This is a genomic window from Brevundimonas sp. KM4, assembly GCF_000964075.1.
GTDB lineage: Bacteria > Pseudomonadota > Alphaproteobacteria > Caulobacterales > Caulobacteraceae > Brevundimonas > Brevundimonas huaxiensis.
Genome location: NZ_JZRG01000006.1, coordinates 164434 through 177451 on the forward strand (window position 1 = coordinate 164434; position 13018 = coordinate 177451).

Genomic DNA, 13018 nt, shown 5'->3' on the forward strand with positions numbered 1-13018 from the left:
CCAAACAACTGCTACCGTCTCGCCTTCGTCGTTCGAACCGTCTAGAAGTTCGCCCCTTACCAACGGCTCAGGGTCCGCCCGCCTCAATGCGCATCGTTCTGGCCACCGACGCCTGGGAACCTCAGGTCAATGGCGTCGTCCGCACCTTGACGCGCACAGTCGCGGAATGCCGCGGCATGGGCCATGAAGTCGAGGTCATCGAACCCAGTCTGTTCAAGACCATCCCCTGCCCTACCTATCCCGAGATCCGGCTGGCGCTGGGTGCGGAAGAAGAGATCCGAGAGATGCTGCGCGCCTTCGAACCCGAGGCCGTTCACATCGCCACCGAAGGCCCGATCGGCATCGCCACGCGGCGGATTTGCGTGGAATGGAAACTACCGTTCACGACCAGCTATCACACCAAATTTCCCGAATATGTTTCGGCGCGTTTCCCGATCCCGGTTCAGGTCGGCTATGCCTACATGAAATGGTTCCACAAGCCGTCGGGCCGGCTGATGGTGGCGACCCCGACCCTGCGTGACGAACTGGTCGAGCATGGATTCAAGAACGTCTCCCCCTGGTCGCGGGGCGTGGACACGGACGTTTTCAATCCCGACTTGGAGCGCATCTACGACGAGCTTGGCGGCAAGGACTGGCCGCGCCCCTTCTTCCTGAACGTCGGTCGTGTGGCGGTCGAGAAGAACATCGAGGCTTTCCTGCAACTCGACCTGCCCGGGACCAAGATCGTTGTGGGCGATGGCCCGGCGCGCGCCGATTTGGAAGAGAAGTATCCCGAGGCCAAGTTCCTGGGCGCCAAGTTCGGCGACGATCTGGCCCGCTGTTTCCGCGACGCTGATGTCTTCGTCTTCCCCAGCTGGACCGACACCTTCGGCCTGGTTATCCTCGAGGCCATGGCAGCTGGCACGCCGGTCGCGGCCTATCCGGCCCACGGCCCGATCGACATCATTCCGGGATCGAACGCAGGCGCAATCGACAAGAATCTCAAGGCCGCCTGCCTGAAATGCCTCGAGCTCGATCGCAAGGCGGTGCGCGCCTATGCTGAGAAGTTCAGCTGGCGCGCCTCAGCCGAGCAGTTTGTCGAGAACCTGCAACCCTATCCCGAACCCGAGCGCGGCCGCTTCTGGCGTCGCCTTCGGCGCATCGCCCGAATTCGCAAACGCGCCGCTGCCTAACCTAAACCATCAATCAACGCGTTCTGCGACGCGTTTGGCCGAAACATCGACCGACAGGACACCCAATGCTCAAGCCTCGTCAGGATATGACGCCCAACACGGCAGCGTACGAGACGCAAGCCCTCGTGAAACCGACAGGCTTTCGCGAATATGATGCGCGCTGGATCCTGGAAAAGGAAATCAACCTTCTCGGCATTCAGGCTCTGGGCCTTGGCCTAGCCACCTATGTCCATGAGATCGGCGTGACGCCGAAGATCGTCACCGGCCACGACTTCCGCGGGTATAGCCTCAGCGTCAAACAGGCGTTGATCCTCGGGCTGCTGGAAGGCGGGATGGAGGTTCTGGACGTAGGCCTGGCCTTGTCGCCCATGGCCTATTTCGGTCAGTTCGAACTGGATGCGCCGTGCGTCGCCATGGTCACCGCGAGCCACAATGAGAACGGCTGGACGGGCGTCAAGATGGGGGCGAACAAGCCCCTCACTTTCGGTCCCGATGAAATGGGGCGGCTGAAAGAGATCGTACTGAATGGTGAAGGCGTGGCCCGGCCGGGCGGCAAGCTGGTGCGGGTTGAAGACTTCCGCGAAACCTATGTCGCCGAAGTGGCCTCAAAGGTTCAAATCAAGAGACCGCTAAAGGTCGTCTGCGCCTGCGGCAACGGCACGGCCGGCGCCTTCGCCCCCGACGCCCTGCGCCGCATGGGCGTCGAGGTGATCGAGATGGACACGGACCTCGACTACACCTTCCCCAAGTACAACCCGAACCCCGAAGATCATGCCATGCTTGTCCAGATGGCGGAGCGCGTGCGCGAGACGGGCGCCGATCTGGCCTTGGGCTTCGACGGCGACGGCGACCGTTGCGGCGTGGTGGACGACACGGGCGAAGAAATCTTCGCCGACAAGATCGGCCTGATGCTGGCCCGCGACTTGTCCAAGGTCTATCCGGACAGCACTTTCGTCGTCGATGTGAAATCGACCGGCCTATACAAGACCGATGAGGTGCTGAAGGCGAATGGCGCCGAGGTCGTGTACTGGAAAACGGGCCACTCCTACATCAAGCGCAAGACCGCCGAGCTGGGCGCCCTGGCCGGGTTCGAGAAGTCGGGCCACTTCTTCATGGCCGGCGACCTGGGTCACGGCTACGACGACGGCCTGGTCGCGGCCGGCGCCGTCTTGGCCATGCTGGACCGCAATCCAGACAAAAAGCTCAGCGAACTGAAGACCGCCCTGCCGGACGCCTGGACCAGCCTGACCATGTCGCCGCATTGCGACGACGAGCTGAAGTACGGCGTGCTGGAGCGGATCGTGAAGGAGTATTCCGATCTGGCCGCAGCCGGCGGCGAAATCCTGGGTCGCAAGATCGTCGAGGCGATCACCGTCAACGGCGTTCGCGTGCACCTGGAAGACGGCTCTTGGGTCCTGGTCCGCGCTTCGTCCAACAAGCCGGAGCTGGTCGTGGTGGTCGAAAGCATGCGGTCCGAAGACGACATGCGCGACCTGTTCCGCAAGGAGATCAAACCGCGCCTCGCCGCTTATCCTGAAATCGGCGCCTTTAATCAGGAAATCTGAAAGATCACCGAGGACTGAACCAATCGCGCCCCTGACCGCTTCCCTCTCGGCTGCTGCCAGGAGGGAAGATTGCCGCGCTACTTTTTCCATACCCAGAACGGCGATTGCATCCGCGACGATCAGGGCGAGGAATTGAGAAGCGTGGACGCGGCGCGCGAGGAGGCTGTCGCAGTGCTAGGTGAGATCCTGCGTTACAGGAGGGCCTCGTTCTGGACGACCCGCGCCTTCAGCGTCATCGTTACCGATACTGACGGCCACACTGTCGTCAGCGTCACTGCGACCGCTTCCGATGACGCGCCTGACGGCTGGAGCCTGGGGGACAGCCCACGATGAGCAAACGCCAAGCTGCGCCCAAGATCACGACCTTGGTCGAGAAACTGTCGTTGCGGGACCGCCTTTCTTCCGACGAGATCGACGCTCTGCAAAAAGTGCTTGATGCGCCCAAGACCGTCGCTGCCGGGTCTGATCTCGTTCGTGAACATACCCGGCCGTTATCCAGCACACTGCTGATCGACGGCTTTTCCGCCCGCTACTCCACCTTGGAGGACGGCTCGCGTCAGATCACGGAAATCAATGTGCCTGGCGATTTCATCGATCTGCACAGCCTGTTGATGAAACAGATGGATCACGGCGTCGTCGCCCTGACGGAATGCGTCGTCGCCGAGGCTGCGCATAGCGGATTGATCGACATCACCGAACGCTATCCGCATCTGACGCGCCTGCTCTGGCTGGACACCATCATCGACGCCGCCATCCACCGACAATGGCTGGTCGCCATGGGCCGGCGCAGCGGTCTGGGCCATCTGGCGCATCTGGTGTGCGAGCTTTACCTGCGTCTCCAAGCCGTCGGCCAGACCGGCGAAATGACCTTCGATCTGCCCTTGACCCAGGCGGTCCTGGGCGATGCCTTGGGGCTGTCGACGGTGCATGTCAGTCGTCTGGTTTCGGAACTGCGCAGCGAAGGCGTGATCAACTGGGCGGGCGGTCGGATCGATATTCTGGACTGGCGGCGGCTGGCGGAAATCGCCGAGTTCGACCCCACCTATCTCAGACTCCAAAGCGATCCCGTTTGATCACTTAACGCATGTTATCGCACACAACGACGAGGGGTCGTTTAGACGATACATGTCCAAGCCTCCTCTCGCGCGGCTTTTATTGTCCGCCTTCGCCGCCCAATGTGTAGATGAAGGGGACGCGCATGAAGCCACGGCGGGCGAAAACATCTCGGCCCTGCAAGGGGGCGAGCCGGCGGTCACCTTGATCCTGTCCGGCGTTGCGGCGCGGCGGGGTTCTGACGGACTGCTTTCGCGGGGTCTGGCCTCAGAAGACGATGCGATCAACTTTGACGCCGTCATGGGCGAAGCCGAAAGGGAGACCGCTGTCTGGCTGACGCCAGGCCGTTTCCTGTCCGTATCCGCCCGCAAACTGGCGCAGAAGATGGATCGTGATACCTTGGTCCAGGCGGCTTTGACAGATCTGCGTCGCCGCAACGCCGCGCTTCAGGTTGAACTTTCCCGCCACGCCACACTGAAGGTCGCCCAGCGATTGGCCGCGCTGATGCTGGACGTCAGGGCGCGCAATGGCGGCGACCTTCTCGCCTTGCGCCAAACCGAGCTGTCAGACCTGATGGCGGTGCGCCGCGCCAGCATATCGACCGCCTGCACGGAATTGTGCGCCGCCGGCGCCGTGCGGCTCCGACGCGGCGCGATCCAGATCATTGATGCGGGCGCGCTTCGCCGCTTGGCGGGCGAGCCTCACTCGACCGTGACGGACTTGGCCAGGTTGCGGGGCTGATCGACGTCAGTGCCCTTCTGAACGGCTGTGTAGTAGGCCAGAAGCTGCACCGGCACGGCATAGACCAGAGGCGCGATCAGCGGGTGGCAGTCGGGGGCATGGATGCGGCGAATGCCGGCGCCGTGCGGATCGGGCGCCTTTTCCGGCGCGATCATGATGACCGGGCCGCCCCGGGCAGCGACCTCCTGCAGGTTGGACGCGGTCTTTTCGAACACGTCGTCCAGCGGAGCCAGGGCGATGGTCGGGGTCTCTTCATCGATCAGGGCGATGGGGCCGTGCTTCAGCTCGCCGGCGGCATAGCCCTCGGCATGGATATAGCTGATCTCCTTTAGCTTCAGCGCGCCTTCCATCGCCAGCGGGAACATGGCGCCCCGGCCCAGGAAAAGGACATCGTCGGCCTTTGACAGATCGTGAGTCACGGCGCGGATGCTCTCGCCCATCGTCAGGGCCTCGGCGATCAGGCGCGGGCTCTCGAACAGGGCCTTGACCAGCTCGGCCTCGGTCGCAGCATCGATCCGGCCGCGCGCCACGCCAGCCGCCACGGCCAGGGCCAGCAGGGCCGCAACCTGGGCGGTGAAGGCCTTGGTCGAGGCGACGCCGATCTCGGGCCCGGCAGGGGTGGGCCACAGGACGGCGGCTTCGCGCGCCATGGAGGACGAGTGAACATTGACGACGGCGGCGGTCTGCAACCCTTGCGCCTTGCACCAGGTCAGGCTGGCCAAGGTGTCGGCGGTCTCGCCCGACTGGCTGACGGCGACGGCCAAGGTGGATTTCGACACCGCAGGCGAGCGATAACGGAACTCCGACGCGATCTCGACGTCGCAGGGCAGGCCGGCGAGCTTCTCGAACGCGTAGCGGCCGATCTGGCCGGCGTAGAAGGCGGTGCCGCAGGCGACGATCTGGATGCGGTCGATGGCGGCGAAATCGACGGGATTGGTCTTGGCCTTTCCCGTCACCAGGTCGAGATATTCCGACAGGGTGTGCTGGACGCTGTCGGGCTGTTCATGGATTTCCTTCTCCATGAAGTGGCGATATTCGCCCTTCTCGACCATGGCCGAGGAGGCGGAGACCTGGACGATGGCGCGTTCGACCGGCTTGCCCGCCCCGTCGAACATCTGGGCGCCGGCCTTGGTCACGGCGACGTAATCGCCCTCTTCCAGATAGGAAATCTTCTGGGTGAACGGACCGACCGCGAGGGCGTCCGAGCCCAGATACATTTCGTTCTCGCCCCAGCCGACCACCAAGGGGCTGCCGCGTCGCGCGCCGAGGATCAGGTCGTCCGTCCCGTCGATCAGCACCGCCAGCGCATAGGCGCCGGTCAGGCGGTCGAGGGTGATCTTGAACGCCTCAAGCGGCGCGCTCCCGGCGTTCAGTTCGGCGTCCAGCAGGTGGGCGATGACCTCGGTATCGGTCTGGCTTTCGAAGACATGGCCTTCGGCCGCCAGTTCGGCCTTCAACTCGGCGAAGTTCTCGATGATGCCGTTATGGACCAGGGTGACACGACCGGCCTTGTGCGGGTGGGCATTCTCCGTCGTCGGCGCACCGTGGGTGGCCCAGCGCGTATGGCCAATGCCGACGGTCGCCGTCATCGGATCCTCGGCCAGGACGGCCTCCAGATTGCGGATCTTGCCCTTGGCGCGGCGGCGCTCGACCGAGCCGTCCACAACGGCGGCGACGCCGGCGGAATCATAGCCGCGGTACTCCAGGCGTTTCAGGCTGTCGATCAGCCTGGGAACGACAGGACCATTGCCGGTGACGCCGATGATGCCGCACATGAGCGAAGGCTCCGAGAAGTCAGGAAAAGGGCGCCGCTTTGCACTGGCGGCGATCCGGGGCTAAGCCACACATCAAGCCCCATCGGCCGTCTATGCAATCTTAAGGCGGGCCGCATCAAAAAAGGGGTTTCGGAACGTTACCCGAAACAAAGGACCGCACCTTGGGCGACAGAAAATACTTCGGCACCGACGGCATTCGCGGACGCGCCAACACCTATCCGATGACGGCCGAGGTCGCGCTGCGCGTGGGTCTGGCCGCCGGGAAACTGTTCCGCACCGACGACGACCGCCGCCATCTGGTGGTGATCGGCAAGGACACCCGCCTGTCGGGCTATACGATCGAGCCGGCCTTGGTGGCCGGTTTCGCTTCGGTCGGAATGGATGTGCGCACCTTCGGACCCGTGCCGACGCCCGGCGTGGCCATGCTGACCCGCTCGATGCGCGCCGATCTGGGCGTGATGATCTCGGCCTCGCACAACGACTATGCCGACAACGGCATCAAGCTGTTCGGCCCGGACGGCTACAAGCTGTCGGACGAGATCGAGCTGAAGATAGAGGCCATGATGGATCAGGGTCTCGACCAAGGCCTGGCGCCGTCGAACAAGCTGGGGCGGGTCAAACGGATCGACGATGCGCAAGCCCGCTATATCGAAATCGCCAAACAGGCCTTCCCCAAACGGCTGACGCTGCAAGGGCTGCGCATCGCCGTCGATTGCGCCAACGGCGCAGGCTACAAGGTCGCGCCCACCACCCTGTTCGAACTGGGCGCCGAAGTCTTCCCCGTCGGCGTGACGCCGAACGGCACCAACATCAACGCCGAGTGCGGCTCGACCCATCCGGCGACCCTGGCCGATGCGGTCAAACGCTACCGCGCCGATATCGGCATCGCCCTGGACGGCGACGCGGACCGACTGATCATCTGCGATGAGACGGGTCGGGTCGTGGACGGCGATCAGATCATGGCCCTGGTCGGGCTGGACTGGGCCAGGCGCGGTCTCCTGACCGGCGGGGGCGTGGTGGCCACCGTCATGTCCAACCTGGGGCTGGAGCGCAAACTGAAGTCCGAAGGCTTGACGCTGGAGCGGACCAAGGTCGGCGACCGCTATGTCATGGAACGGATGCGCGAAGGCGGCTTCAACATCGGCGGCGAGCAGTCCGGCCACATCATCCTGCACGACCACGCCACCACCGGCGACGGCCTGATGGCGGCGCTGCAGGTGCTGGCCGTCCTGGTCGAGTCCGGCAAGCCGATGAGCGAACTGGCCCGCCAGTTCGATCCGGTGCCGCAAAAGCTGGAAAACGTCCGCTTCACCGCCGACAAGCCGCTGGAAAGCGACACGGTCAAGGCCGCCATCGCCGAGGCCGAAGCGGCCCTGAGCGGTCAGGGGCGGCTGCTGGTGCGTCCTTCGGGCACGGAAAAGCTGATCCGCGTCATGGCCGAGGGCGACGACGAGGCGCTGGTGAAGCGCGTGGTGGCGGATGTCGCGGGCGCGGTGCGCTCAGCCTAGGGCTTGCAGGCCGCCGGCGGGTCGCCGTCGCGTTCCCACAGTTTGCAGGACCGGTCGATCTCCCCTTGGATCAAGTCGCAAGGGTTGGCGGCGTTGCAGGGCGGACGGGTCGCCGGGCTGACCTGGATGCAGCGCTCGACCAACCGGGCCGAGGCGGCGGCGCCGATGGCGTCGCGGCAGGGGACCTCGCTGATGGGCACCGGCTGGGCGGGCATGTCCGGTCCTTCGGGAATGCTGGCCTCGACGTCCTCGGCCGGTTTGGTCGCTTCCTTCTCCGCAGCCGCCGGCTTGGCGGGCGCGGCAGGCGGCGGAGCGTCCGGCGCCAATGGAACCGCGTCGATGACGTCGCTGCGTGCCGCCGTGTCCCCGGGCGTAGGCTGATCGGCTGGATCAGCGCGCTGACATCCGGCCATCAACACAACGCAGGCGGCCATCGAAAGCCAGGGGGATCGACGCATCGACTTGTCTCCGGTCAGGACTGACCGAACGAGGATGCCCGTCGGCGCCCCGAGGTGAAACCCCCTTATCGCTTCACCGCCGCCAGGGCCGCCTTCTGGAGGGCGAACAGTTCGGTGCAGCCGATCTCGGCCAGCGAGAAGAGCCGATCGAACTCGGCGCGTGAGAAGCCGCGCTTTTCGCCGGTGGCCTGGACCTCGACGATCTGGCCCGAGCCGGTCAAGACGAAGTTCGAATCCGCCTCGGCCTCGGAGTCCTCTTCGTAATCCAGGTCCAGAACCGGCACGCCGTCGCAGACGCCGCACGACACGGCCGCCACCTGGTCCGTGATCGGGTCGGCCTTCAGCACGCCCTCGTCGCGCAGATAATTCAGGGCCAGGCTCATGGCGACCCAGGCGCCGGTGATGGATGCGGTGCGGGTGCCGCCGTCGGCCTGGATGACGTCGCAGTCGACCAGCACCTGACGTTCGCCGAGCGCTTTCAGGTCCACCACGGCGCGCAGCGAGCGGCCGATCAATCGCTGGATCTCTTGTGTGCGGCCCGACTGTTTGCCGGCGGCGGCTTCACGACGCCCGCGCGTATGGGTGGCGCGGGGCAGCATGCCGTATTCGGCGGTTACCCATCCCTGGCCCGAATTGCGCATCCAGCCCGGCACCTTGTCCTCGATCGAGGCGGTGACCAGCACCTTGGTGTTGCCGAAACTGATCAGGCACGAACCCTCAGCATAGCGGTTGACGCCGGTCTCGATGGTCACGGGACGCAGTTGATCGTCGGTGCGTTGCGAATGGCGCATGGGAAGGGTCCTTGGAAGTCTGACCTTGGAAGCTGTGGCGGCGGTGCTTATCCTGAAACCGTGAGCCTGTATGCCCCGAAAAACCCGCCGTTCGACGCCGGCCCATCTCCGAATCTGGCCCTCGCGGGTCTGGCGGGGCTGGATGCGCGGGCGCGCGACATCTTCCGTCGCATCGTGGAATCCTATCTGGAGACCGGTGAGCCGGTCGGGTCGCGGACCCTGTCGCTGGGCGGAATCGCCCTGTCGCCAGCCTCGATCCGCAACACAATGCAGGATCTGACCCTTGCGGGCCTCTTGGCCGCGCCACACACCTCGGCCGGGCGGATCCCGACCCACGCGGGCCTGCGCCTATTCGTGGATGGCCTGCTGGAGGTCGGCGACCTGACCAAGGAAGAGCGGCGCGAGATTGACGGGCGGCTGGCGGGGCGCGGTCGGAACTTCGAGGCGGCGCTGGATGAAGCCTCGAACCTGCTGTCGGGCCTGGCCGGCGGCGCGGGCGTCGTCTCCAGCCCGGTGCGCGATTCCGGTGTCAAACATGTTGAGTTCGTCGCCTTGGGCGGTGATCAGGCCCTGGCGGTCATCGTCGCCGACGACGGCACGGTCGAGAACCGCATCATGACCCTGTCGGCCGGGGTCACGCCGTCGACCCTGGTCGAGGCCTCCAACTTCCTGAACGCCCGCCTGCGCGGCCGTCCTTTCGCCGACGCCCGGCGCGAGATGACGCAAGAGCTGGAAATCGCACGGCGTGAACTGGACCAGACCGCCGCCCGCCTGGTCGAGGACGGGTTCGCTGCATGGTCCGGCGGCGCGGACCGGGAGCGCGCCCTGATCGTACGGGGTCGCGCCAACCTGCTTCAGGACCGGGAAGGCCTGGCCGATCTGGAACGGGTCCGCGTCCTGTTCGACGATCTGGAGCAGAAGGAACAGCTGATCGGCCTGCTGGACGGCGTCGATGCGGCCCAGGGCGTGCGCATTTTCATCGGCGCGGAGACACGGTTGTTTTCACTTTCGGGTTCCGCCGTGATCGCGGCGCCCTATATGAGCGGCCGACAGCGGGTTCTGGGCGCCATCGGCGTGATAGGCCCCGCAAGACTGAACTACGCCCGTGTCATTCCGTTGGTGGACTATACCGCCCGGGTGCTGGGCCGGATGCTGGACGGGAACGACAAGTGAGCGACAAGCCCCTTAACGACGAACTGAACGCCGTGGACGCCGACATGGCCGAAACCAATGCCGAACACGGCCTGGACGCCCATCCGTCAGACGATCTGGCGCCGCTGGACGCCGTGATCGCCGAGCGTGACGAATGGAAGGACCGCGCCCTGCGCGTCGCCGCCGAGATGGAAAATCTGAAGCGCCGTTCGGAGACGCAGCAGAACGACGCCCGCGCCTTCGCCATCCAGCGCTTCGCCAAGGACCTGCTGGGCGTCGCCGACAATCTGGAACGCGCCCTGATGGCTGCGCCCAAGGACGCCGAAGGCGCAACGGCCGGTCTGGTGACCGGGCTGGAACTGACGCAGAAGGCCTTGCTGCAGGCTTTCGACGCCAACGGCCTGAAGCGCGTCGCGCCCCAGGCCGGCGAGGCCTTCAATCCGCATCTGCACCAGGCGATGATGGAACAGCCGTCTGAGACCGTGCCTGGCGGTTCGGTGATCCAGACCATGCAGTCCGGTTTCGAACTGTTCGGCCGCACCGTCCGCCCCGCCATGGTGGTCGTCGCCGCCAAGGGATCCGGCGCCCAGGCCCCCAACCCCTACGGCGCCGCCCCCGCCGCCGACGGTCAGGCCTTCGACAGCAAGGCCTGATCCGCAGTCGTCAGGCGGCGTCGGTCAGAACTGACGCCGCCAGGCTCCGATCAGGGCGAACTCCGGCGGCGCGTCTGCGACGTGGCGCGGCTCGCGGCTGGCAACGGCTTGCAGCGTCATGCTGGACCCATCCCACAGCTGGCGTTCGCCACCGAGGATGAAGTCGATCTGGCGGCCGCTGGGCGTCGCCGAGAAGCTGCGACGCGAATAGGTCAGCGGATCGAAATATTCGACAGGAACATCCGCCAGCATGGCCGAGAAGGTTCCACGCTCGATCCTGAGCGGCTGAGCCAGGGTGAAACTGATTCGGTCGCAGATCATCGAACAGCCCGTAAGCAGGCCCAGCCGCCAGTTCGAACTGATCGCCGCCTGATCCATCGACAGGAACCGGCCCTCGATCCGGGTCGACCCCATCCCCGCCTCGCCGATCAGGCGCAGGCCCGGCCGCAGGGTCCAGTCGCCGCCCAACGCATAGAAGCTGGTCCGTGACGGCAGGGCGAAGTCGGACCCGCCCGGCAGGAAGGCGCCCAAGGGCCCGAGCCGTTCATCCAAGGCGCCCACGCTGAACGACAGACCGCCGTCCGCTCCGCGCCATCCGATCGCCGCGCGACTGTAGGTAGAGGCGTCCTGCTCGACACGACGCAGCGGCATCCGGCGATCGCCGCCCCCGCTCTCGCCAGAGACCGTCACCGCGCCGAACCGCATCGCGCCGCGTACGGCGTGATCGGCCTGGGCCAGGGCGGCGAAACCGTCGCCCGCCGCACCGTTGAACGGCGAGGTCGCCCCGCCCTTGCCTTGCCAGACCGAGAAATTCATCCGGCCCGTGGCGACGTCGAGCATCGCCTCCTGACGCGGCTCATCCCCCATCCAGGGCGCGTTATAGAGATCGTGGCGAGGCGCTATCGGGTCGGGTCGCGCGCTGGACTGGGCCGCGATCAGGTTCAATCGACCGCCGCCCGGCAGGGCCAGGGTCGTTGTCGCCGTGGTGTTCTGCTCGAACGGCGCCGCCTGATAGGACCGGCTCGGCGCAGTCGGATAGGCGCCGCCCAGTTGGACGGCGAACATGCGATCGTAAGCGTCGTAGAGCACCGTATTCAGCGCCGTCTGCCGGCCGAAAGCGTCCCCGAACGCCGCGCCGATGAAGCTGCCCGGTTCGCTCATGCTGACGATGGAGCTCCCGTCAGCCATCGGCGTCGAGGTCGTGCCGGCCGGCCGGAAAGCGCGGGCCATGTCCAGCAGGCCACGCCCATAGACGATATCCGTGCCGGGATCGCCGGCGTCGCGTGCGGTCGTCAGCAAGATGTCCAGAGCTGCACGCGCCGTCAGATTGGGGAAGGCCTGCATCAGCAAAGCGAGCGCGCCGGACACATGCGGGGCCGAGAAGGATGTGCCGTTGACGCGCCAGCACGACGTGCCCTCGCACCCTGTAATCACATCCTCGCCCGGCGCTGAAATATACCCAGCCGCCGTATCCCCTGCCCGGTTCGAGAAGCTGGACATCGCATCGGTCGCGCCGTGCGATCCGACCGCGATGACGCTGCCGGCGAACCGGGGGTCGATAGCGTAACGCGCGGGCCAGCCCGGATTGGCGTTTCCGTCATTGCCCGACGAAGCCACGATCACGGCGCCCGAATTCACGGCTCGCAGCAGCGCCGCTTCGAACGCTGAGCCCAGCCTTCCATCGCCGCCCAGCGACATGTTGATGATCTTGACGCCATTGGCGACGGCGTAGTCCAGCGCGCGCACCAGATCCGAACTGCTGAAACAGACCTCGGTATTCTTGTCCGTGCAGTCAGAGATATCGGTGCGGATCGACAGGATGGTCGAGTTGTACGCCACCCCGATCGTACCGAACCCGTTGAAGTTCGAGGCGATCACGCCCGACACGCGCGTGCCGTGACTGCTTGACGCCACATAGGGCGTATTGCGCCCCACGACGACGTCCGTCGAGGCGCTGGAGATACGCCCCTCCAACTCCGGCAAGGTATTGGCGATGCCGGAGTCGACAACGGCGACGGTGACGCCGGCCCCGGTCGCCCCGGCCTGCCAGGCGGATTGGACCTTCATATTGGCCAGGCCGTAGTTCCGCAGATACTCGCTCGACGTGACCGAGGGAGGCGGCGGAGGCGGTGGTGGGGGCGGAGGTGGGG

The 13018-nt window shown here is 65.6% G+C and carries 12 protein-coding genes; 8 read left to right on the top strand and 4 right to left on the bottom strand.

Annotation, left to right across the window (positions count from 1 at the left end; all coding sequences use genetic code 11):
* Nucleotides 1-86 precede the first annotated feature (86 nt).
* From VH88_RS03580 to VH88_RS03600, 5 genes are all read left to right on the top strand, one after another.
* On the top strand, nt 87-1172 hold the full coding sequence (locus VH88_RS03580) for a glycosyltransferase family 1 protein (RefSeq protein WP_045810024.1): 1086 nt from the start codon (nt 87-89) through the stop codon (nt 1170-1172).
* Nucleotides 1173-1237: 65 nt separating this feature from the next.
* Nucleotides 1238-2737 (top strand): phosphomannomutase/phosphoglucomutase, encoded by a 1500-nt coding sequence (locus VH88_RS03585; RefSeq protein WP_045810025.1) that lies wholly within the window; start codon nt 1238-1240, stop codon nt 2735-2737.
* Nucleotides 2738-2806: 69 nt separating this feature from the next.
* Nucleotides 2807-3070: a hypothetical protein gene (locus tag VH88_RS03590; RefSeq protein WP_045810026.1), complete on the top strand. Its 264-nt coding sequence runs from the start codon at nt 2807-2809 to the stop codon at nt 3068-3070.
* Nucleotides 3067-3810 (top strand): Crp/Fnr family transcriptional regulator, encoded by a 744-nt coding sequence (locus VH88_RS03595; protein ID WP_045810027.1) that lies wholly within the window; start codon nt 3067-3069, stop codon nt 3808-3810. Before VH88_RS03590 ends, VH88_RS03595 begins: the two co-directional genes overlap by 4 nt.
* A 52-nt stretch (nt 3811-3862) precedes the next feature.
* Nucleotides 3863-4531, top strand: coding sequence for a Crp/Fnr family transcriptional regulator (locus VH88_RS03600; protein WP_082064358.1), 669 nt, complete (start codon nt 3863-3865; stop codon nt 4529-4531).
* Here VH88_RS03600 and glmS read toward each other — a convergent pair.
* Complete coding sequence (gene glmS, locus VH88_RS03605) at nt 4492-6306, bottom strand: glutamine--fructose-6-phosphate transaminase (isomerizing) (RefSeq protein WP_045810029.1); 1815 nt, start codon at nt 6304-6306, stop codon at nt 4492-4494. The genes VH88_RS03600 and glmS overlap by 40 nt on opposite strands.
* A 161-nt stretch (nt 6307-6467) precedes the next feature.
* Here glmS and glmM point away from each other — a divergent pair, with 161 nt between their 5' ends.
* The gene (glmM, locus tag VH88_RS03610) at nt 6468-7814 is read left to right on the top strand and encodes a phosphoglucosamine mutase (protein ID WP_082064359.1); all 1347 of its coding nucleotides are present in this window, start codon (nt 6468-6470) and stop codon (nt 7812-7814) included.
* Here glmM and VH88_RS15350 read toward each other — a convergent pair.
* A complete protein-coding gene (locus tag VH88_RS15350; protein WP_156146741.1) occupies nt 7811-8272 on the bottom strand; it encodes a hypothetical protein in 462 nt (153 codons plus the stop codon). The genes glmM and VH88_RS15350 overlap by 4 nt on opposite strands.
* Nucleotides 8273-8337: 65 nt before the next feature.
* The gene (rph, locus tag VH88_RS03620) at nt 8338-9063 is read right to left on the bottom strand and encodes a ribonuclease PH (protein ID WP_045810030.1); all 726 of its coding nucleotides are present in this window, start codon (nt 9061-9063) and stop codon (nt 8338-8340) included.
* A gap of 114 nt (nt 9064-9177) precedes the next feature.
* On the opposite strand from rph, the gene hrcA reads away from it, so the two are divergent.
* Both hrcA and grpE read left to right on the top strand, forming a co-directional pair.
* The gene (hrcA, locus tag VH88_RS03625; protein WP_045810055.1) at nt 9178-10236 is read left to right on the top strand and encodes a heat-inducible transcriptional repressor HrcA; all 1059 of its coding nucleotides are present in this window, start codon (nt 9178-9180) and stop codon (nt 10234-10236) included.
* Between the two features lie 44 nt (nt 10237-10280).
* A complete protein-coding gene (gene grpE, locus VH88_RS03630) occupies nt 10281-10868 on the top strand; it encodes a nucleotide exchange factor GrpE (protein ID WP_197070986.1) in 588 nt (195 codons plus the stop codon).
* 24 nt (nt 10869-10892) lie between these two features.
* On the opposite strand, the gene VH88_RS03635 is transcribed toward grpE, so the two are convergent.
* A partial coding sequence (locus tag VH88_RS03635) for a S8 family peptidase (RefSeq protein WP_369796253.1) occupies nt 10893-13018 on the bottom strand: 2126 nt, incomplete at its 5' end.

Bases quoted from the DNA above. Each gene is read 5' to 3' on its own strand.
- glmS (WP_045810029.1), bottom strand. From the start codon at position 6,306: ATGTGCGGCATCATCGGCGTCACCGGCAATGGTCCTGTCGTTCCCAGG.
- VH88_RS03585 (WP_045810025.1), top strand. From the start codon at position 1,238: ATGCTCAAGCCTCGTCAGGATATGACGCCCAACACGGCAGCGTACGAG.
- VH88_RS03600 (WP_082064358.1), top strand. From the start codon at position 3,863: ATGTCCAAGCCTCCTCTCGCGCGGCTTTTATTGTCCGCCTTCGCCGCC.
- VH88_RS15350 (WP_156146741.1), bottom strand. From the start codon at position 8,272: ATGCGTCGATCCCCCTGGCTTTCGATGGCCGCCTGCGTTGTGTTGATG.
- grpE (WP_197070986.1), top strand. From the start codon at position 10,281: ATGGCCGAAACCAATGCCGAACACGGCCTGGACGCCCATCCGTCAGAC.
- VH88_RS03580 (WP_045810024.1), top strand. From the start codon at position 87: ATGCGCATCGTTCTGGCCACCGACGCCTGGGAACCTCAGGTCAATGGC.
- rph (WP_045810030.1), bottom strand. From the start codon at position 9,063: ATGCGCCATTCGCAACGCACCGACGATCAACTGCGTCCCGTGACCATC.
- VH88_RS03595 (WP_045810027.1), top strand. From the start codon at position 3,067: ATGAGCAAACGCCAAGCTGCGCCCAAGATCACGACCTTGGTCGAGAAA.